Genomic DNA, 19,758 nt, shown 5'->3' with positions numbered 1-19,758 from the left:
CGCCCGCCCGTCCAGCCCCCGCCCGCGACCGTGCCGGCCAGGGGAACCGTGAAGGTCACCATCGTGACCAACTACGGCGTGGTCGTCGCGGACCTCGACCGCGCCAACGCACCGTGCGGCGTGGAGAACTTCGCGCACCTGGCGCGGAGCTGGTTCTACACGATGACCCAGTGCTGGCGACTGACCGACACCACGCGCCTCGGCGTGCTCCAGTGCGGTGACATCTACCGGGCCGAGGAGGGCGGGCCCGGCTACCGGTTCGCCGACGAGGTCACCGGCAAGGAGACCTACCCGCGCGGCACCATCGCCTACGGGAACCAGGGAGCGGGCACGAACGGCAGCGAGTTCTTCATCGTGCACTCGTTCGCCAACATCAAGCCCGTGTACACCGTGATGGGTCACGTCACCTACGGCATGGACACGCTGGACCGGATCGTCGAGGTCGGCATGGTGCCGCAGCCGGACGGGTTGCGGGACGGCGCGCCGAAGAAGCCCGTGCGGATTCTGCACGTGCTGGCGCACTGATCGCCTGCTGAGGGTGGTCAGCGCTCGCGTTAGGGTGTCGCCGTGCGAAAGATCCTGGTCATCGGCATCGGCGCGGGCAACCCCGACCACCTGACGGTGCAGGCCGTCAAGGCGTTGCGGACGGTCGACGTGTTCTTCGTGCTGGACAAGGGTTCGGTGAAACAGGAACTCGTCGACCTGCGCGCGTCGATCCTGGCCGAGCACGCCACGCACCAGTACCGCTGGGTCGAGGGCCGCGACCCCGACCGCGACCGCAACCCCGCCGACTACCAGGCCACGATCGACGCCTGGCGCCGCGACCGCGCGGACGTCGTGCAAGGTCTGCTGGCCGAACTGGGCCAGGACGAGGTCGGGGCGTTCCTGGTGTGGGGCGACCCGTCGTTGTACGACTCGACGCTGGCGATCCTCGACGATCTGCGGGCCCGCGGCTCGGAGTTCGCCGTGGAGGTCATCCCAGGTGTGACGTCGGTGGCCGCGTTGACCGCGGGCCACCAGGTGGCGTTGAACCAGGTCGGCAAACCCGTGCAGATCACGACGGGCCGCCGGCTGTCCGGCGGCTGGCCCTCCGACGTCGACGACGTCGCCGTGATGCTGGACGCGTCCTACGCGTTCGAGGGCGTGGACCCGGACACGTTGATCTACTGGGGTGCGTACCTCGGGATGCCGGACGAGATCCTGATCTCCGGCCGGGTCGGGGACGTGGCCGCCGAGATCCGCGCGGTGCGTGAGGAAGTCCGTGCGCGCAAGGGCTGGATCATGGACACCTACCTGCTGCGGCGCCCCTGACCCGTTTCAGGGCATCGCCCTGACGTGTGTCAGAAAAATCGTCCAGTTTTCGACCGGCATGGCCAGCATTTGTCCATCCCGGTCGAAACTGTCGCGTACCCACACCGAGTCGCCGACAAACGTCATCTCAAGGCAGTTGATAGGGTCGCAGTAAGAGCTCTTCCGCCACACCTGTTTTCCGTCTGCCATCGAGCCCCCTCGACCGAACCGACAAGATCGCAACCAAGCGTATCGGTGCGATTCGCGAGTGCTCTACCTCCGTCAGAGGGATCAGTACTACTCCGACCCACTGACCTGGAATTCACACCAGGTCGCGAATCAGCTCCTCGATCAGATCGTCCAACTCCTCCGAGCTACTCGCCAGGCCCTCCAGCCGGACGAATGCCTCAAGATAATCGCTGACCTGGTCTCGGTCGTCCTGCAACGTCAGGCCGACCCCGCTGTGTTCGACCGCCACGACGTGGTCCTGTTCGTCACCGGGAAACTCGAGCACCACGAAAGGGCCGCGTCCGACCCCTACGTGCACACCAGCGGAGAACGGAATCATGCCGATGAACACATTCGCCTGCCTCCGCAGTTCCCGCAGATGCTCTAACTGCGCCTTCATCACTTCCCGCCCGCCGACCAGCCGGCGCAGCACAGTCTCCTCCAGGATGAAGCGGAATTTCGCGCCGTATTTCGGATCGAGAATCTCCTTGCGTTTGAACCGCACAGCGACCTTCTGGTCGATCACCTCTGGGTCCTGGTTGAACGGCAGGAGCGTCGCGCGCGCGTATTCGCGAGTCTGCAACAGGCCGGGCAGCACCCCGCTGTCGTACTGCCGGAGCAGCGACGCCGAGGACTCGAGCCCGATGAACCTGACGACGACGTCACCCACAAGATCGCGGTAGCTGTCCCACCACGCCCGCCGCCGGCTCGCCTTGCCCGCCTCCACGAGTTCGCGGACGATCGCCTGGTCCTCCACCCCGTAGAGCTGCAGCAGCGCCCGCAGATCCGTGATGGAGAGCCCGACCGCGCCGGTCTCTATTCGAATGATCTTCGAAACGGACCAATCCATCTCCTCGGCCACCCTCGCTTGGGTGAGTCCCGCCTGATCCCTGGCCTTCCGCAGCTCAGCTCGCAACCGCCGTTGCTGGACCACAGGGTTGTTCTCCGGGACCGTCATACGTCTCCTCCAGGCCTTGCGCCGTGTCGGGTCGCCACGTAGCGTTCTGCCGTCTGTCTCTTCGCCAGCTATCGGCTCGCCACAGGGACATTAGGCGGCTGGCTGGATTCCCGAAAGTGGAACAATCGTTGGTACCGACGCACGAGCAGGTGAAACGGAAGCGTCGTCGCTGGTGGCGACAGCTCCTCGATGGCGTGCGCGCGTTCTGGGAGTGGTTCAGGCCACCGTTCCCGCGTGAGCTGCTGTCTCAATACGACAGATGGCGCCACCGCTTCGGACGCGACCACGAGCTCGAAACGCGGAGGATCGACTGCTACTTGCTGGTGGTCGTGCGCACCCACACGTCGCTGGACAGGGTTCTGGAACTCCTGGAGGTCATCGGTCAGGGCGTCGAGCTCGCCATCAAGTTCGTGCTCGACGTGGGCTCGTCCTTCGCTCGCGAGGTGAGGGACAAGCTGACAGGTCTGGGGGCGGAGGAGGTCACCTGGGAGTACGCGCGCAGCACGTACTGGCACGGCATTCTCGCCGCGCATGTCGATCACCAACTCTCCGGACTCACCAAGCTGTCCGGCAACCTCTTCGTGATCCCGCACGGCATCGGCTACAACCGCAAGCGACTGGCGTCGACCGGCGGCCGCCCCGGCCCCGCAGGTCTGTCCAGCTACGAGCTGACGGCCTCCGGCGAGGTGTTCCCCGCCCTGATCGGCCTGTCGTCGAGCGAGCAGCTCTCACGCATGTGTGTGGAGGCGCGCAGCCGCGCGGTCGTCATCGGCGACATGGTGCGCGACAAGCTCGTGGCGCACGCGCACCTGCAGCAGTTCTTCAAGGAGGATCTGGGGGTCAGTGACAAGAAGCTGATCGTCGTGTCGTCGACCTGGGGCAGGCTGTCGACCTACGGCGCGGCGCGGAAGGTCATCACCCGGCTCGTCGCGGACCTGCCGTCGGACGAGTACGCGGTCGCGCTCGTGCTACACCCCAACATCTGGTTCGGTGAGAGCCGGTTCGAGGCAAAGGTCGCGCTGCGCGACGAGCTCGCCTCGGGCCTCATGCTCATCGACCACACCACCTGGCAGGGGGCGATCATCGCCGCCGACCTCGTCGTGGGCGACCACGGAAGCGTCACGGGCTATCCGGTCGCCATGGGCAAGCCGGTCCTGACCGCGGCCGACGGCAGCCCTGAGCTCGACAAGAACTCGCCGCTCGCCGCACTGCACGCCGAGCTCCCGGACATCTCGCACGAGCGGGCCGTGCGCGAGCAGGTGGAGCACGCGATGAACTCCCACTGCCCGGAGAGGTGGAAGCGGTACACCGACAAGTTGTTCGAACTGCCGGGCGAAGGGCTCGCCGCGGCCGCGAACGCGTTGCGCGACCTGATGGGTCTGCCGCCGCTCACGGGGAGCCCTCGCCCCCTTGAGGTGGAGACCCCGAAGGTCGTCGAGCCCAAGGCCACGAACTCCCACCGGGTGCTCATCATGACAACGGACGGCGTCGAGCACGTCGAGCGCTTTCCGTCCTACCTCGACCAGACGATCGAGCTCGACAACGCGATCCGCGTGATCTCCGCACGGGAGGCGGATCCGCAGACGCGGGACAACGCGGAGATCATCGTGCGCGCTGAACCGCTGCCCGACGTCAAGGCGGTGCAGTGGATGCGCGAGGCACTGGTTCGCGCTCCCGCCGTGACCCTCGTCGCCGCCACGACGCCGAGCGGCAGGGTCCTGATCCGCTTCCGCAACGACCAGACCGTCACGGCTCGCGGTGACCCGTTCCTGGTCGCCGCGATAGTCCTCAATCGACGTCGTACGCCCGGGATCCCGTTGGTGTGCGGCGACTTCGTCGTGTCGATGGGGTGCGAGACCCACTCCATCTGCATCGAGTCGATCGACTGAGTCATGCGTCCTCGTGGCGCCGCCCCGCCTCGATCCACCGGCGGACCTCGGCGCTGCGCGGATTGCCGTTGGTCTCGTACAACGTCACGAGACGACTGGTGGCGGAGGAGAAGAGCGCGCTGTCGCTGGCAGCCTGAGCGACGCCGACCAGCTCCTCCAGCGCCTGAGCCTCTTTCACGGGCTGCTTGCGCGCGTGCGTGACCTCGACGGCCGACTCCAGTTCGAAGCGGGCGTCGTTGTACTGGCGCAGGCGCACGTAGGCGGCGCCCAGCACCGTGCGGACGCGTGCCTCGGTCAACTCCTCGCCCTGCAGGCTCTCGACCGTCCGCAGTGCGGCCGTCAGCACGGACACCGCCTGTTCCGCGTCCTCGGCGCGCACCAGGACATCAGCGAGTTGGTAGGACTGCAGAACGAACGCCCTGCCGTCGCCGGCCTCACGTTGACGATCCACGAGCGATTTGAACACCTCGGCCGCCTCGGCGTAGCGCCGCTGTTCCCGATACAGCAGGCCACGTGATTCCTGCAGAACCGCGGCGACACGTTCATCCGACGGCAGCGCGGCCGCTTCGTCCAGTTGCTCGGCGGTGGTGGCGAAATCCCGCATTTCCAGATGTGCGCGCGCCAGCCGGTTCCGCAGATGTGCCTCGACCAGAGGACTTCCACTCAATTGCGCCGCGGCGATGCCGAGCCGATGCGCGTCGATCCAATCCGCGTAATGCTTCGAACTGTGGTAATAGGACCAAAGGGAATCACACATCCGCCACACGACTTCGTGCCAGCCGAAATCCGCGGCGGTTCGCATGGCGGCGAGCAGATTCGGGCGTTCCGAGCTGAGCCACGTCATCGCGGCGGCGGAATCGAACTCGACCGGCCACGCGCTGAGATCTGGTTCGGCCAATCTCCACCGGCCGGCGAGCACCGCTACGTCCGATGCCGCCGCGCCGAGCGCGAACCAGTCGACGATCCGCCGCACCACCGCCGCGCGCTCGTCCTCCGACAGCTCGGATTCCGCCTTCTTGCGCGCGTGCAGTGCGATCAGCTGATGGAACCGGAACCTGTCCTCGCCGCTTTCCTCCAGCAGGTTGGCCGCGCACAACTCGTCGAGCAGGCCGTCCGGATTCTCCGTGCCCGCCGCGACCGCGGCCAGCGCCGTGGAGAAGTGCGGACCGGGATGCAGACCCAGACAGCGGTAGAGCCGGCGCACGTCCTCCGAGAGGTCCGCATAGGCCGCGTCGAACATCTGCGCCACCGAGCCTCTCTCGCCCTCGAACGCCAGCCTGCTCAGCCGTTCGCCTTCGTCGGACAGGTGCTGCACGAACCGCGCGACCGGCCATCTCCTGTGGTGGGTCAGCGCCGCTCCCGCGACTCTCAGGGCGAGCGGTAGTCCCGCACAGAGCTGGACGAGACGCTGGAACGCGCCGCGATCGGCGTCGATCCGGCTCGCCGGAACCATCCCGGTGATCAGGCTCGCGCTGTCGTCCGTGCCGAGCGGTGACAGGTCGATGAATTCGGCGCCGTCGATGGTGAGGCTGGACAGGCGCTGCCTGCTGGTCACCAGGACCACGCTGCCCACTGCCGAGGGCACCACGGACCGTGCCTGGGCGGGCTCGTCGACGCCGTCGAGAACGACGAGGAAGCGCTTACCAGCCGTCCGGCTGCGAAACAGGGCGATCCGTTCGGCCGTGGTGGCCGGTACATACGAATTGTGGACGCCGAGGCCGCGCAGGAACATCGCGACGAGATCGCTGATCCCTACGCCCCGTTGGTTCCGATGGTCGTCCAGATCGGCGTAGAGCGCGCCGCCTTCGAATCGGTGCTGGTTGACGTGCGCCCAATGAGCAGCTGCGGCGCTCTTGCCGACTCCTGCCATGCCGGTCAGCACGAACAGGCCTGGACCACGCACGTGTTTTGCCAGTGCCTCGTCCAGGGTGCGCATCACTGAGACACGATCGACGAAGGCATGCGGCGGCACAGGCAGCTGCATCGGTCGATATTCCCGGTCAGCGGGCGAAACAGTCAAATGCTGGACGCTCCCAGCCTGCACTACTGTGCCGTGGACTGTGCCCTCCAGGTCGTTGTGCGCGGTCATTCAAGGCCCCCCGAAAGCCTCCGGTCAGCGATCCAGTGTGCCATCGCGGAGCCCCTCTCAGGCATGTTCGCCTGTCAAGCGTCCGTTTTCTTAACTCAGTTCACCCGTTCGGAGGTTCCAAATTGGACACCGCGTAGTAATTGGAGCTACTCCACGCTCCTCCAATCACCGACGCCCTGCACCTTCTGGTCGCGGAAGACGTTTTTGACGTTACATAGAGATTTCTCATGGCTGCCATCAACTCACTCGGAGAACTCGCCCATCAGGTACTCGCCGACAGATCGAGTTCACCTTGAGTCAGGTTTTGCCCACTCTCGCAAATACTGCGGCTATCTAACGGGCGAGAAGCTTCGCAACCGAGCGAACCACTAGCTCACGGGATGCAACCGGAGTTGAGAACGCCAGGATCGACATGTGCACGACGAGACTCAGCAGCTCCTCGGCACCGAAGTCCGACGGCAACCTGCCGTCCCGCTGCGCCTCCTCGATGGCGGCGACCTTCATGACGTGCGCCTCGGCTTCGGCCTTGTTGATCGCCTCGAAGCCATTCTCCAGGCGGTGGTACCCGGCCAGGCGCAGCAGTTCCGGCTGCCGCTCGTAGGTGTCGAAGAGCCGGCCCGCGTACCCCGGCAGGTCGTCAGGGGTGATGGGGGTCGCTTCCAGCACCATCGCGATCTGGATCTTGAGGACCTCGTCGAAGAGCTCCTCCTTGCTGCCGAAATAGGCGTAGATCATCGCCTTGTTGCAGCCGGCCTTGGCGGCGATGCGGTCGACCCGCGCTCCCGCGATGCCATGCGTCGCGAACTCGGTCAGCGCCGCTTCCAGCAGCTTCGCCTTGGTCGCCTCTTTGTCCCTCGCCACCCACCCAGCCTAACCAACCGGTTAGTTGACAGCCAGTCCTGGCCGTGCCAATGTGGCAACTAACCAGTTAGTTGCAAATCGAGGGAGCGGGTCATGAAGGTCGCACTGGTCACCGGGGCGTCGTCGGGCATCGGCGAGTCCACTGCGGATGAGCTGCACAAAGCCGGCTACACCGTCTACGCGGCGGCGCGCCGGGTGGAGCGGATGGAGGGGCTCGCCGCGAAGGGGGTCCGGGTGCTGGCGATGGACGTCACCGACGACGACTCGATGGTCGCGGGCGTCAAGCAGATCATCGCCGAGGCCGGGCGGATCGACCTGCTCGTCAACAACGCCGGCTACGGGTCGTACGGGGCGTTCGAGGACGTGCCGCTGAGCGAGGGCAAGTACCAGTTCGAGGTCAACGTGTTCGGGCTCGCCCGGCTGGTGCAGTTGGTCGTGCCGCACATGAGGAACCAGAAGGGCGGGCGGATCGTGAACGTGTCGTCGATCGGCGGCAAGATCTACGAACCGCTCGGCGGCTGGTACCACTCCACCAAGTTCGCGGTCGAGGGGCTGAGCGACTCGTTGCGGCTGGAGCTCAAGCCGTTCGGGATCGACGTCGTGGTGATCCAGCCGGGCGCGATCAAGACGGAGTGGAGCGGGATCGCGGTCGACAACCTGCGCAAGCGGTCCGGCGAGGGCGCGTACAAGGAGCAGGTGCGGCAGCTGTCGGCGTTCTTCAGCCAGGCCGACCGGGGAAGTGAGCCCAAGGTCATCGCTGACGTGATCGTGAAGGCGGCGCGGGCGCGGCGGCCGAAGACCAGGTACGCGGCCGGGTTCGGTGCGGGCCCGATCCTGTTCGCGCGCAGGGTGTTGCCGGACCGCGGGTTCGACGCCCTCTTCCTCGGGGCGATGCGCCGCGCGGGGCGTGTCTGAGCAGGTACCTTCGGTTCAGAGTCACCGAGGGGAGTCGTGTGCACGAGGGGCTGTCGCAGGAAGCCGAGCAGCTGTACCTGGCGATGCTGCGAGGCGCGAGGAGCGAGCCCGGCGCGGCGCACGAGGAGCTCGAACGGCTGGGGCTGATCCGCAACCACGACGTGCGGCCGCCGCGGTCGGCGCTGGCCGCGATCGCGTCGGGCCACGAGGCCGCGGCCGCACGGGCGCGGGAGACCGCCGAGGTGCTGGCCGCCGCCTATGCCGAGCACGGCGCGAAAGAGGTCGACTTCGTCGAGGTCCTCAAGGAGGCGGACGAGGTGATCAGCGCGTTCGAGGAGATGCAGAGCCAGGCCAAGACGGAGATCCGGGCGCTGGATCCCGGTTCGTACCTGAGCCCGCAGCCGGAGGCCAGTCCCGCGCAGCCTCCTGCGCTGGCCCGCGGGGTCGGGTACCGGGTCGTGTACGAGTCGTCGTTGCTGCAGACCGAACTCGGGTTCGCGTCGGTGCAGGAGAGCATCGCGGTGGGCGAGCAGGCGCGGACGTTTCCCGGAGTGCCGCTCAAGCTCGTGATCGCCGACTCGGACCGGGCGTTGATCGCGGTGCCGACGGTCACCGGCGGGAACGTCGTGGCACTTCTCATTCACCCGTCCGTGCTACTGAGCGCGCTGATCGAGTTGTTCGAGGCGTTCTGGCGGATGGCCGTGTCGATCACCCCTGGCGGCCCGCACGACTCGCCGGAGGAACCGACGACGGCGACCCGCCGACTGATGGCGCTGCTCAGCGCAGGTCTGACGGACGAGTCGATCGCGCGGGAGCTCGGCGTCAGCGAACGGACCGTGCACCGCCGGGTGAGCCGGCTGCAGCAGTTGCTGGGGGCTCAGACCCGGTTCCAGCTCGGGGTCCAGGCGTCACGGCGCGGGTGGCTCTAGTCACCCAAAGTCACCAAGTGATGAACTTTCATCACTCTACGAACTCTTTTGGTGACAGTTTCCAGACATGGCGACTTTCTGCCATCACTCAGGAGTGTTAAACGAGGGCTTTCCCCTTTCTCCTCTGTTGCAAGCGCGGCCTCACTCGGCCGTGCGGGGGCAGAAGGGGATCGAGCGTGAGGAAGTACTTCAGAGGCGGCGTCGCCGCTCTGACAGGGGCATTGATCGCGACGACGGTGGTGCTGACGCCGGCGGCCGGCGCGGCGCCGCAGCAGGACCCGGACACGGCCAAGCTCGCGGGCGCGCTGACCACCCAGGCCGTCAAGTGGGAAGAGTGCACCTTCCCCGGCGTCGCCGAGGAGACCGTCAAGAAGTTCAAGACCGTCAAGGGCCTTGCCTGCGCGACCATCCAGGTCCCGCGCGACTGGCACAACCCGGCCGACGGCAACACGATCGGCATCCGGGTCTCCAAGACCGAGACCGCCTACAAGGGCACCAGCCGCCAGGGGATCGCGCTGGTCAACCCCGGTGGCCCCGGCGGCTCCGGCCTGCCGTGGGGCGCGGCGATGGCCCTGCGCACCCCGGTCCTCGCCGGCCAGTACGACTTCATCGGCTTCGACCCGCGCGGTGTCGGCCTCTCCACGCCGCTCACCTGCAGCTACACCGTCCCGAGCAGCACCGACCCCAACGTGCTGAACAAGGCGAAGGTCGACGGCTGCCTCGAGAACCCGCTGACCAAGTTCATCACCACCGAGCAGACCACCTACGACATGGACTTCATCCGTGTCCTGCTCGGCGAGAAGAAGACCTCGTACATCGGTTACTCCTACGGCACCTGGCTCGGCACGTGGTACGGCGCCACGTTCCCGTCCAAGGTCCACCGCATGCTGCTCGACTCGGCCGTCGACGCCTCGCAGTCGACCCTGGAGAACACCTGGGACCTGCAGCCGCGCACCCGCGACCGCCAGTTCCAGGAGGCGCTGCTGCCGTACATGGCGCGCAACAACGCCACGTACGCCCAGGGCACCGACCCGATGGAGATCCGCCGCAACTGGGAGAAGGCCGGCGGCACCCGTGAGTTCATCGGGCAGCTCTTCGTCGCGTGGTTCGTGATCCCGTCCATGTACGACACCACTCAGTACCCGACGGCGGCGTCCGCCGTCGCCGCGGTGATCGACGCCTCGAAGACCCCGGCCAACGGCACGGACTCTCGGAAGGTCGAGCAGCTCGTCTCGAAGATGCTCGCGACGCCGGGCCTCTCCGACGAGAACAAGGCGTTCATCGCCAAGGGCAAGCAGAACGCCCTCGCCGCGGTCGCCAAGAAGGAGCGCGTCGCGGTGAAGGCCACGACCGCCGCCGCCGAGGTCGAGACCTGGGACGCCACGTTCGAGGCGATCCGCTGCCAGGACGGTCAGTGGAACCAGAACCTGCACTACTGGAAGTACTGGCTGGCCGACCTGACCGTGAACGCGCCGTTCATCGCGCCGTTCATGGACACGCCGCTGTGCGCGTACTGGCCGACCAAGAACTCGATGCCGAAGCCGGACAAGAAGACGTTCCCGCGCATCCTCATGGCGCAGGCCGAGCTCGACGCCGCCACCGCGTACGAGGGTGGTCTGGCCACGGCCAAGGCTCTGCCTAACGCCAGGCTGATCAGCGTTGACAACGAGGGCTCGCACGGCCTGTTCCCGTACAACACGGACTGCGTCGACGACCCGATCGTCTTCTACTTCCAGACCGGTGCGACCCCGCGCAAGCAGTTCACCGGCTGCCAGGGACTCCCGCTGCCGGGCGAGGACAAGACCTTCGAGGTCGGCGGCAAGATGACCAACGGCAAGATCAAGATCAAGATGATCACGCCGGCCGTCAAGGAGGCCAACAAGATCGTGAAGGACCTGCTCAGCGGTTCCTCCACGGCGGCGGCCGACGAGTCGGGCATGCCGGCCAACCTGTAACACCCAACAGAGCTGCGGCCCCCCGGCGCGATCCGCCGGGGGGCCGTTTCCATTCAGCTCTTCTTCAGCGCTGCCACCACTTCTTCTTCATCACGTCGGTGATCACGCAGGTGATGTTGTCCGGGCCGCCGTTGCCGTTCGCCAGCGCGATCAGCTGCCAGGCCGCCTCGGTTCCGTCCTCTGTGGACAGCAGGATCTCGTGAATGTCTTCAAGGTCCGCGTAGTCCGTGAGGCCGTCGCTGCACAGCAGGTAGCGGTCTTCGATTCTGGCCTGATGCCACGACAGGTCCGGGTCGTGCGAGCTGCCGGACTGCAACGCGCGCAGGACGTACGCGCGGCGCGGGTGGTTCGCGGCCTCCTCCGGCGTCATCCGGCCGGCGTCGACGAGGGCCTGGACCATGGTGTGGTCGTGCGAGAGCTGGCGGAGTTCGCCTTCCCTGAGCACGTACGCGCGGGAGTCGCCGATGTGCCCGAGCTGGAAGGCGAGGCCCTCCCAGCGCATCGCGGTGAGCGTGGTGCCGGCGCCCTGCGGGGTCTCGGCGTCGAGCCTGCGCGCGATCTCGGCCACCGCGGAACCGAGGTCGCCCTGCCACCTGGCGAGCACATCCACCGCGATGGCGCTGGCCAGCTCGCCGTGCTCGTGGCCGCCCATGCCGTCGGCCACGGCCTGCAGGTCCGGCCGGACGTAGACCGAGTCCTCGTTGTGCTCGCGAACGAGCCCAGGATCGGTCGCCACGGCGATGCGCAGCTCGTGTGTCATGCCTCCAGTAGATCACTTGTGAAGTCACTTCACAAGCAATACGGTTGTGCACATGGATGAGACGGTCAACGCCGGCGACATAGCGCGCCTCGCCGATGTGGGGCGGGCGGCCGTGTCGAACTGGCGGCGGCGGTTCGAGGACTTCCCCGCACCGATCGGGGGGACGGCCTCCAGTCCGTTGTACCTGTTGCGCGACGTCGAGGCATGGCTGCGGCGCAACGGCAAACCGTTCCGGGTCTCCCCCGCCGAACGGCTGTGGACCCAGCTGCGCACCGTCGACGACCTACGGCTCGGCGAGGCTCTCGCCGCGGTCGAGGCCGACGCGGACACGTTCGAGTTCCTGCACGAGCGTTATCTCGAAGCGCACTCACGGCTGTTGAACCCCACTCCGCCCGAGGTCATCGACGTCGTGCTGGCCACGACCGACGGCGACACGGTGATCGACCCGGCGTGCGGCACCGGTTCGTTGCTGAAGGGTTCGAAGGGCCGCAACAAGATCGGGCAGGAGCTGGACCCGGTCTCGGCGGTCATCGCGCGTCGGCGGCTGCCCGCGGCGCAGATCATCACCGGCGACTCCTTGCGGCGCAACGGCATCGTCCACCAGGCCGACGCGGTGGTCTGCGATCCGCCGTGGCACGACCGCACCTGGGGCCACGAGGAACTGATCGGCGACGCGCGCTGGACCTACGGACTCCCGCCGCGCGGCGAACCCGAGCTGGCCTGGGTGCAGCACTGCCTCTCGCTGGCGAAACCCGGCGGGCTGGTCGCCGTGTTGCTGCCCTCGGCCGCGGCCTCCCGGCGACCCGGCAAACGCATCCGCGGCAACCTGCTGCGCGCCGGAGCCGTGCGCGGCGTGATGACCGTGCAGCCTGGCCGCGACCTTTGGCTGCTGCGCAACCCGATCGGCCGCGCACCTGAGCACATCGCCCTGCTGGAACGCCCCGGCCCGATCGAGCCGAACACCCGCGTCATCGACCTGCTCGACGACGACGTCGACCTCAGCCCGGCCCGGCACAGCGGCACCGACGTGTCCGCCTACCTCGCCGCACAACCGACGTTCGGCCTGCCCGATCTGCCCGACCTGCGCGAACAACCGCCCCCGCCGATGACCACGATCGGCGAGCTGGTGCGCGCGGGAGCCGGCACGCACGTCGTCACCTCCCCCACCGGCGCGACCTACGAGATCAACCCGGGCAAGGTGGACCCGGACTTCCTCGAAGGTGTGCTGCGCGCGGCGTTCGCCCGCACCCCGACCGGCTCGACCCGCCTCGACATCCGCCGGACGCAGGTGCCGTCGCTGCCGATCGAGGAGCAACGCCGCTATGGACGAGCGTTCGCGCAGCTCAAGGTCCTGGAAACCGGCCTGGAAGACGCCGCCGAACTGGTCCGCTTGGGCTACAACGGACTCCTGAGCGGACAGATCGGGCCGGCCGGCGAGGAAGCGCGGGGGCAGCGAACGGGCAAGGGCGGCCAGGTGGCGGGCAGTGGCGGTTAGGCTTCGCGGGTGCTGATCGCCGACCGTTACGAGATCGACGACCTGCCGCTGGGGCGGGGTGGCATGGGTGCCGTGCACAAGGGCCGCGACCTGCGTCTGGACCGGCGGATCGCGGTCAAGCTCCTGCGGCTGCCTGGCAGCGACGAGGAGGTGCAGCACCGGTTCGCGCGCGAGGCGCGGATCGTGGCCAACCTCGAACACCCCGGAGTCCCGGTCCTGTACGACTTCGGCACCTTCGAGCAGCGCCTGTTCCAGGTCATGCAGTTCGTGGACGGCGTGACGGTCGCGGACCTGGTCGGCGAGTTCGGCCCGCTGCCAGAGGCGTGGGCGGCGAACATCGCCGCGCAGACCGCGGCCGTGCTCGCCGCTGCACACGAACACGGCATCTGCCACCGCGATCTCAAGCCCACCAACCTGATGCTCGGCCCGGACGGCGCCGTGAAGGTGCTGGACTTCGGCCTCGCCCTGCTCAGGGAGAGCGATGTCGCACCGTTCAGCAGGGCCGGCCAGATCCTGGGCACGCCGTCGTACATGGCTCCCGAGCAGATCCAGCGCGGCATCGCCGAGCCCCGCAGCGACCTGTACGCGCTGGGGTGCGTGCTGCACGAAATGCTGACCGGCGAGCAACTCTTCACCGGCCCGACGGCCTATGCGGTGTTCGACAAGCACGTCAGGGAGGTGCCGCGGCGGGTGGCCGGCGCGCTCGACCCGGTGGTGCAGCGGTTGCTGGCCAAGGATCCCGTCGATCGGCCCGCGGCGGCGGTGGATGTTTTCGAGGATCTGCAAGGGTTTGCGCAGAATCCACCACCGTTGCCCGGTTTCGTGCTGGACGTGTCGGCGGCCGCGATCTACGCGAGCGTGCAGCTCAAGCCGGGATTCGGTTCACCTCGTGATCACCGGTCGCCCACAGGTGCTGCACCGCATAAGCCCGCCAGGGCCGCCACATCTCCGACCGCCTGACCAACGCCGCGGGTGTGGTGGGCAGTCCCAAGGCCTCCGCCGCCAGCCGGATCCCGAGATCGGTCGGCAGGAACGCGTCCGGGTCGCCCAGAGCGCGCATCAGAATCGATTCCACCGTCCACGGACCGAAGCCGGGCAGCGTTGCCAGCCACGCCCGTGCGGCGGCACGATCGGCCGTGGGTGACAGGTCCAAACCGGACTGAAGCGCGGCCAGCAGTGCCGCCATCGTGCGCCGGCGCGACTCTGGCATGGCCAGCGCCGCGGGGTCGAACTCCAAAGGGAACAGGAACAGGTCGCCGACCGGTGTGCCGTAACGCGATACGAGACGTGCGGCGTGCGTGCGCGCGGCCTTCGTCGAGACCTGTTGGCCCAGCACGGCTCGCACGGCGAACTCCGCACCGTCCACCGTGCGTGGGACACGGCGACCGGGTGCGGTGGCGACCAGCGGGGCCAGCAGCGCATCACGTGACAGCGCCTCGTCGACCTCGGACGGATCGACGCCGAGGTCGAGCAGGAAGCGGCAAAGGTCTAGAGCACTAGCCAAATCGCGAGGATCGCTGAGCTCCACAGTGCACGCGACGTGATCCTCCAGCAGCCGCAAAGACGCGATCCCGCAACCGAAAGGGAGCCGCAGCGTGCGCCGGTAGACGCCGTCCCGCCACTCCTCCACGCCGGGAACGGCGGTGGCGATGAGGTGGCCGAACAGGTTGTCGGGACACAGAGGTGCTTGAAAGGGCAAGCATTCCGAGAACTCGTGCAGCCGCATGAGGACAAGCATGACGCCGTTCCAACCGAGACGCTGGCGGGAAAAGGACATCACTCTGGACGGGGCCAACCGGGTGACCTGCTTCGCGGCGCGAAAATCCGTGACTAGTCTGGCTCCTGCGCCGTTGCAGCAGTACTCGGGTTCAGCAGGGAAGGGCGGCGTCGCGTGCGATGAGAGCGGCCTGGACGCGGTTGTCGCACCGCAGTTTCGTCAGCAGTCGGCTGACGTGGGCCTTGATCGCCCCTTCCGAGAGGTACATGAGCCTTGCGATGCGTGCGTTCGCCATGCCCTGCGCCAGGTACACCAGCACTTCCTGCTCCCGCCGAGTGAGCAGGCTGATGCGGCTGCGCGCGGCGTCGCGGCGTTCCGAGTCGGCACCGGTGAAGTGGTCCACCAGCGCGCGGGTCGCGGACGGGGACAGCACGGCTTCACCGGCGGCCACCACGCGCACGGCGTTCACCAGCGCGTCGGGTTCGCCGTTCTTGAAGAGGAAACCCGCGGCGCCCGCACGCAACGCCGGGAACAACATCTCCTCGGTCTGCGGCGTGCACAGCATGATCACCTGCGTGCCGGGGACGTGCCTGCGCACCAAACGCACCGCGGCAAGGCCCTCCATGCCGGGCATCGTGGCGTCCATCAGCAACACCTGCGGGCGGTGGCGCCGCGCGAGCTCGACCGCGCCGTTGCCGTCACCCGCCTCGCCGATCACGACGACGTTGCCGGAGCGCTCCAGCACGCCCCGGACGCCGGTGCGGATCAGCACCTCGTCGTCAGCGATGCCAACGGTGATCGTGCGCGGCTTGTCCACCAGCTGCAAACCCCACGAGGTGCTCGTTGTCAACGTCATGCGGACTCCCTGTCAGACCGGACCGGCCACCAGTTTGTTCCCGAACGAGGATCTCGGGAAGGCAGGCATAACGAGCACAACGCGAACCGTCTCGCGCACAGAGACGTGTAACGGGTTGCACGCGGCAGGCCACCAGCGCCGACCTGCGCGTTCGCCGGACCGAGACGGGCACGCCCCGGCGTTACGGCTGGAGAAGAGGACCTCATGAACAGCACCGGACGTTGCGCCCTGTGCGACGGCGCCCTGCCTCCCGCCACCTCCGAGCAGCGCAGGTCCTACTGCTCCAACGCATGCCGCCAACGGGCGTATCGCCGCCGTGCCACCGTTGCGGCGCCAACGGTTGTTACCAGGCAGAACCTGCGCGTGCTCGCGAACCTGCCCGCGGCCCGCGACACGTTCATCGGCCGCCAGCAGGAGCTGTCGAAACTCGACCAGCTCATGCGCCGGCACCGTCTCGTTACGCTCCTGGGCAGTGCGGGTGCGGGTAAGACCCGGCTCGCGCTGGAGGCCGCGGGACGGTTGCGACGAGGGAGAACAGACCGGGTTCTCCTCGTCGAACTCGGTGAGGTCACCAGCCCGCAGGACGTCATGCCGGCCGTCGCACAAGCGCTCGGCGTCGTCGCACAGTCCGACGAACCGTTACGCGACACGGTCGTAGAAACGCTCGTGAACATGAAAGTGGTCGTAGTCCTGGACAACTGCGAACATCTTCTCGACACGTGCGCCGAACTCGCGGACAAGCTGTTGAACCGCTGCCCAGGCGTGCGAGTGCTCGCGACGTCACGCGAGGCCTTGTGGATCACGGGTGAGGTCAGCTTTCACGTCGAGGGCCTGCCGGTGCCGTCGACCGACCGGGACCTCGTCACGACGGCGGCACCACGCTCCGATGCCGTGAAACTGTTCGTCGACCGCGCTCGCGAACGCACGCCCGACTTCCGGCTGACGCCCGAGAACACCGCCGCGGTCGCGCTGTTGTGCGCACGACTGGAAGGCATGCCGCTCGCGATCGAACTGGCGGCGCGGTGGGTGCAGTTGTTGCCGGTCATCGAGATCTGCGACCGGATGGACGAGCCGCTCGAACTGCTGACCCTGGGCTGCCGGAAGTCGCCTGCCCGCCAACGGTCCCTGCGCGAGGCGATCGACTGGAGCTACCGGCTGCTCGCGCCGGACGAGCAGTTCGCGTTGCGGCGCCTGTCGGTGTTCGACGGCGGCTTCGACCTGGCCGCGGCCGCCGAGGTCTGCTCGTCGGAACGGTCCGCCGAACCGGTGCTGGACGTGTTGTCCCGGCTGCAGGCCAAGTCGCTGGTGACGGCGATCCCCGGCACGACGCGGTTCCGGCAGCTGGAGTCGGTTCGGCTGCACGCCAGGGAGAAGCTGCTGGCGGCCGGCGAGCTGGACGTCGCCTACGAGGCCTTGGCCCGCTGGTTCACCGACCTGGCGGACGTGCTGATCACCGCGCCGTTGTCGGTGTCCGCGGAGGTGCAGCACAGGCTCGACAACCACGTGGACAGCCTGCTCGGCACCGTCGAGTGGGCGGCTGATCGTGCCGACGAACGCTTGCTGCTGCTGACCTCGGCATTGGCTGACTGCGCCGCGCGGCACGGACGACTCGGCCAAGCGCGCGTGCTGCTGCGAGACGCGCTGCGCCGACCGTCCACTCGGGACGACTACCGGTGCGTCGCGCTGAACCACGCGGCCCGATTCGCTGCCGAGCAAGGAGACCACGACGAGGCGATCGAGTTGTCCGGCGAGGCGTCACGACTGGTGCGTGCGATCGGGCAGCCGTCACTGATGATGAGCTGCCGCAGCACGTTGGCGGCCGTTCAGCAGTCGTCGGGCGAGTGGGAGGCCTCCAACGAGAACAACACCGAGTGCCTGAGGGTCGCGGAGTTGTTGGGCGAACCCCTCGCGCGTGCGACGTGCCTGGTCGATCTCGCACGCACGGCGTTATCGCTGGGCAAGCACGAACGCGCTGAGAAGGCCGTCATGAAGGCGTTGCCGATCTCGCGCGCGTCGGGCGCCCCCGCGCGCATTGCCTCTGCACTGAACACACGGGGCGTCGTCGCGTTGGTGCAGGGCGAACTCGACGAGTCGACGCACGCCTTCCAGGAAGCGTTGCGGATGGACGGCATCAACCCGTTGACCGCGCCCGACGCCCTCGAAGGTTTGGCCGTGGTGGCGTTGATGCGCGGACAGGCCGAGCGCGCGCTACGTCTAGAAGCGACCGGACGGGCGTTACGACGCTCTGTTGGTGTGGTGCCAGACCCGTTCTGGGCGGAGAAGGTCAACGGTGCGATGCGCACCGCACGGCTCATGCTCCCTGTTGCGCGCGCAGAGGCCGCCGCGACGCCTTTGACCGCCGCCGAGACCGAGGCGTTCATCCAGGACGAGGTGTGGCTGGACCGCACAGAGGCCGCGCACGACTCGTTGGACGACCACGAGCGCCGAGTGATCGCGCTGCTCGCCACGGGCCTCACGAACCAGCAGATCGCGAACCGGCTCAACGTGTCCGTGCGGACCGTGGCCTCCCGGCTGCAGCGCCTCCGGGACAAACTAGGGCTGCAGAGCCGGGAGGACATCGCCGCCTGGGGTGCGGAACGAGCTATCGGCTGAGCGCGTAAACGTTTACCCACAGTTGACAGATTTCCTTCGCAGCCACGCGAGCATCGGACGCCTGGTGCGCCGCCAGCCCCAACACCTCGTCGGCGATGGGCGCGGCCGGAATCGCGAGTACGGTCATCCCGGCATCGTGCGCACTTCGAATGCCTGCCGCCGACCCCTCGACCGCAAGGCAGTGCACGGGATCCAGACCCAGCTTGCGCGCCGCGAGCAGGTGCGGATTGCCGATGGTCAGGTCGTCGCCGGTCACGATCGTCTGCACGTGCCGCGTGAGCCCGGACGCCGACGCCGCAGCCCGTACGTAGCGACGAGGCGAGGCCGACACCAGCCCGACGGGCCCGAGTTCGGCCGCGAGGGCGACGAGTTCCGCCGCGCCGGGCAGCAACCCGAACACACCGCGCGCGATCGCGTCGACCATCCCGTCGACGCACTCCGACGCCGAGCGCTCCGGCCAACGGCCCTGCTGAGCGGCGACGGTGCGCATCACCTGGTTCCACGTCGCGGCGCTGTCGACGAGGGTGTCGTCGAGGTCGAAGACAGTCGCAAGAAGCGTCACGCCGATCATCGTTGGGGCACGGACGGCGGCGACGCTCGGCGGACTAGTCGGTTTGACCCGAACGTGCGAACTCGCCGGCCTTCACCGAGACCAGGAACGCGGACCACGAGCCAATGGCGTGTGCAAGTACCACCAACCCAACATCAACAAGCACTTTGCTACTACCAACTGGCCTCGTCGATCCCAGCGCCCGGCTCAGTCATGTTCGGCAACTGACGAACACGTTGGGTGTAGTTGGCGGCGATTTGATCAAGAGTTGGTAGTACTTGCAGACACCCACCAGCAGAAACGACTTTGCCGGGGCCTTGCCCTGGAGGGGGACCCCTGCGCGAGCATGGCGGAGTGGGTCAGGAGGCAAGCTTGGTCGCTGACAGCGTCCTTGTGCTCGACGACGAGGTTGGAGTTGTTGCTCTCCAGAAAGACAACCGGTTCGACCCTGTCGAACCTCATCAGCTCGAAGCTTCCCGCCACCCCCGCGTGAGCGCCCGAACTCACGCCGCGCGCCGTGGAGAAACGCTTTGGCATGGAACGAAGTTAGGGCCGACCGTCCTCTTTGTGCAGTCACCGCGCGAAAACTCAACCCGAAGGGCTGTCGTCTCGGAACCCCTCCAATGGTTAACCAAGTAGACCGAAACTGGACA

At 67.5% G+C, this 19,758-nt stretch carries 18 protein-coding genes; 9 read left to right on the top strand and 9 right to left on the bottom strand.

The window, feature by feature from the left end; all coding sequences use genetic code 11:
• Together B0F77_RS12150 and cobF are read left to right on the top strand one after the other, a co-directional pair.
• On the top strand, nt 1-525 hold a 525-nt coding region (locus tag B0F77_RS12150; RefSeq protein ID WP_245847989.1), incomplete at its 5' end, for a peptidylprolyl isomerase.
• Between the two features lie 42 nt (nt 526-567).
• Nucleotides 568-1,311 carry a precorrin-6A synthase (deacetylating) gene (cobF, locus tag B0F77_RS12145; protein ID WP_086662956.1) on the top strand — a complete coding sequence of 248 codons (744 nt, stop codon included), beginning with the start codon at nt 568-570 and terminating at the stop codon, nt 1,309-1,311.
• 6 nt (nt 1,312-1,317) lie between these two features.
• On the opposite strand, the gene B0F77_RS12140 is transcribed toward cobF, so the two are convergent.
• Together B0F77_RS12140 and B0F77_RS12135 are read right to left on the bottom strand one after the other, a co-directional pair.
• Nucleotides 1,318-1,500 (bottom strand): DUF397 domain-containing protein, encoded by a 183-nt coding sequence (locus tag B0F77_RS12140; RefSeq protein ID WP_086662955.1) that lies wholly within the window; start codon nt 1,498-1,500, stop codon nt 1,318-1,320.
• Between the two features lie 112 nt (nt 1,501-1,612).
• Nucleotides 1,613-2,476 (bottom strand): helix-turn-helix domain-containing protein, encoded by an 864-nt coding sequence (locus B0F77_RS12135; protein ID WP_086662954.1) that lies wholly within the window; start codon nt 2,474-2,476, stop codon nt 1,613-1,615.
• A gap of 194 nt (nt 2,477-2,670) precedes the next feature.
• On the opposite strand from B0F77_RS12135, the gene B0F77_RS12130 reads away from it, so the two are divergent.
• On the top strand, nt 2,671-4,365 hold the full coding sequence (locus B0F77_RS12130) for a hypothetical protein (protein WP_143466687.1): 1,695 nt from the start codon (nt 2,671-2,673) through the stop codon (nt 4,363-4,365).
• A 1-nt stretch (nt 4,366) separates the two neighbouring features.
• Here the strand turns inward: B0F77_RS12130 and B0F77_RS12125 are convergent, their stop codons facing one another.
• Together B0F77_RS12125 and B0F77_RS12120 are read right to left on the bottom strand one after the other, a co-directional pair.
• Nucleotides 4,367-6,454 carry an NB-ARC domain-containing protein gene (locus B0F77_RS12125; protein WP_086662952.1) on the bottom strand — a complete coding sequence of 696 codons (2,088 nt, stop codon included), beginning with the start codon at nt 6,452-6,454 and terminating at the stop codon, nt 4,367-4,369.
• A 333-nt stretch (nt 6,455-6,787) separates the two neighbouring features.
• Nucleotides 6,788-7,315 carry a TetR/AcrR family transcriptional regulator gene (locus tag B0F77_RS12120; protein ID WP_086662951.1) on the bottom strand — a complete coding sequence of 176 codons (528 nt, stop codon included), beginning with the start codon at nt 7,313-7,315 and terminating at the stop codon, nt 6,788-6,790.
• A 93-nt stretch (nt 7,316-7,408) separates the two neighbouring features.
• Between B0F77_RS12120 and B0F77_RS12115 the strand changes: the two genes are divergently transcribed.
• The 3 genes from B0F77_RS12115 (at nt 7,409) to B0F77_RS12105 (ending at nt 11,114) form a co-directional block, all read left to right on the top strand.
• Entirely contained in the window at nt 7,409-8,230 is an 822-nt protein-coding gene (locus tag B0F77_RS12115) for an oxidoreductase (RefSeq protein ID WP_086662950.1), read from the top strand.
• A gap of 38 nt (nt 8,231-8,268) precedes the next feature.
• Nucleotides 8,269-9,159: a helix-turn-helix transcriptional regulator gene (locus tag B0F77_RS12110; RefSeq protein WP_245847988.1), complete on the top strand. Its 891-nt coding sequence runs from the start codon at nt 8,269-8,271 to the stop codon at nt 9,157-9,159.
• A 176-nt stretch (nt 9,160-9,335) separates the two neighbouring features.
• Complete coding sequence (locus B0F77_RS12105) at nt 9,336-11,114, top strand: alpha/beta hydrolase (protein ID WP_086662949.1); 1,779 nt, start codon at nt 9,336-9,338, stop codon at nt 11,112-11,114.
• Nucleotides 11,115-11,178: 64 nt separating this feature from the next.
• On the opposite strand, the gene B0F77_RS12100 is transcribed toward B0F77_RS12105, so the two are convergent.
• Nucleotides 11,179-11,874 carry a PP2C family protein-serine/threonine phosphatase gene (locus B0F77_RS12100; RefSeq protein WP_086662948.1) on the bottom strand — a complete coding sequence of 232 codons (696 nt, stop codon included), beginning with the start codon at nt 11,872-11,874 and terminating at the stop codon, nt 11,179-11,181.
• Between the two features lie 52 nt (nt 11,875-11,926).
• Between B0F77_RS12100 and B0F77_RS12095 the strand changes: the two genes are divergently transcribed.
• Entirely contained in the window at nt 11,927-13,369 is a 1,443-nt protein-coding gene (locus tag B0F77_RS12095; RefSeq protein WP_211293755.1) for an N-6 DNA methylase, read from the top strand.
• Between the two features lie 9 nt (nt 13,370-13,378).
• Nucleotides 13,379-14,329: a serine/threonine-protein kinase gene (locus B0F77_RS12090; RefSeq protein ID WP_086662946.1), complete on the top strand. Its 951-nt coding sequence runs from the start codon at nt 13,379-13,381 to the stop codon at nt 14,327-14,329.
• On the opposite strand, the gene B0F77_RS12085 is transcribed toward B0F77_RS12090, so the two are convergent.
• Nucleotides 14,235-15,095: a DNA-3-methyladenine glycosylase family protein gene (locus B0F77_RS12085; RefSeq protein WP_245847986.1), complete on the bottom strand. Its 861-nt coding sequence runs from the start codon at nt 15,093-15,095 to the stop codon at nt 14,235-14,237. The genes B0F77_RS12090 and B0F77_RS12085 overlap by 95 nt on opposite strands.
• Nucleotides 15,096-15,237: 142 nt before the next feature.
• On the bottom strand, nt 15,238-15,942 hold the full coding sequence (locus B0F77_RS12080; RefSeq protein ID WP_086662944.1) for a response regulator: 705 nt from the start codon (nt 15,940-15,942) through the stop codon (nt 15,238-15,240).
• A gap of 204 nt (nt 15,943-16,146) precedes the next feature.
• On the opposite strand from B0F77_RS12080, the gene B0F77_RS12075 reads away from it, so the two are divergent.
• A complete protein-coding gene (locus B0F77_RS12075) occupies nt 16,147-18,555 on the top strand; it encodes an ATP-binding protein (RefSeq protein ID WP_086662943.1) in 2,409 nt (802 codons plus the stop codon).
• On the opposite strand, the gene B0F77_RS12070 is transcribed toward B0F77_RS12075, so the two are convergent.
• Both B0F77_RS12070 and B0F77_RS50840 read right to left on the bottom strand, forming a co-directional pair.
• The gene (locus tag B0F77_RS12070) at nt 18,545-19,126 is read right to left on the bottom strand and encodes an HAD family hydrolase (RefSeq protein ID WP_086662942.1); all 582 of its coding nucleotides are present in this window, start codon (nt 19,124-19,126) and stop codon (nt 18,545-18,547) included. The two genes, B0F77_RS12075 and B0F77_RS12070, sit on opposite strands and share 11 nt — an antisense overlap.
• 240 nt (nt 19,127-19,366) lie before the next feature.
• Entirely contained in the window at nt 19,367-19,642 is a 276-nt protein-coding gene (locus B0F77_RS50840; RefSeq protein ID WP_086662941.1) for a Scr1 family TA system antitoxin-like transcriptional regulator, read from the bottom strand.
• Nucleotides 19,643-19,758: the final 116 nt, after the last annotated feature.

The organism is Lentzea kentuckyensis (assembly GCF_002150765.1).
Classification (GTDB): Bacteria; Actinomycetota; Actinomycetes; order Mycobacteriales; family Pseudonocardiaceae; genus Lentzea; species Lentzea kentuckyensis.
Note: the sequence above shows the minus strand (reverse complement) of the source record. Positions and strands in the feature narration are given on the sequence as shown.

Excerpts from the sequence above, each read along its gene's own strand:
- B0F77_RS12140 (WP_086662955.1), bottom strand. The coding sequence starts at position 1,500 with ATGGCAGACGGAAAACAGGTGTGGCGGAAGAGCTCTTACTGCGACCCT.
- B0F77_RS12135 (WP_086662954.1), bottom strand. The coding sequence starts at position 2,476 with ATGACGGTCCCGGAGAACAACCCTGTGGTCCAGCAACGGCGGTTGCGA.
- B0F77_RS12125 (WP_086662952.1), bottom strand. The coding sequence starts at position 6,454 with ATGACCGCGCACAACGACCTGGAGGGCACAGTCCACGGCACAGTAGTG.
- B0F77_RS12115 (WP_086662950.1), top strand. The coding sequence starts at position 7,409 with ATGAAGGTCGCACTGGTCACCGGGGCGTCGTCGGGCATCGGCGAGTCC.
- B0F77_RS12100 (WP_086662948.1), bottom strand. The coding sequence starts at position 11,874 with ATGACACACGAGCTGCGCATCGCCGTGGCGACCGATCCTGGGCTCGTT.
- B0F77_RS12095 (WP_211293755.1), top strand. The coding sequence starts at position 11,927 with ATGGATGAGACGGTCAACGCCGGCGACATAGCGCGCCTCGCCGATGTG.
- B0F77_RS12085 (WP_245847986.1), bottom strand. The coding sequence starts at position 15,095 with ATGCGGCTGCACGAGTTCTCGGAATGCTTGCCCTTTCAAGCACCTCTG.
- B0F77_RS12080 (WP_086662944.1), bottom strand. The coding sequence starts at position 15,942 with ATGACGTTGACAACGAGCACCTCGTGGGGTTTGCAGCTGGTGGACAAG.
- B0F77_RS12075 (WP_086662943.1), top strand. The coding sequence starts at position 16,147 with ATGAACAGCACCGGACGTTGCGCCCTGTGCGACGGCGCCCTGCCTCCC.
- B0F77_RS12070 (WP_086662942.1), bottom strand. The coding sequence starts at position 19,126 with ATGATCGGCGTGACGCTTCTTGCGACTGTCTTCGACCTCGACGACACC.
- B0F77_RS50840 (WP_086662941.1), bottom strand. The coding sequence starts at position 19,642 with ATGCCAAAGCGTTTCTCCACGGCGCGCGGCGTGAGTTCGGGCGCTCAC.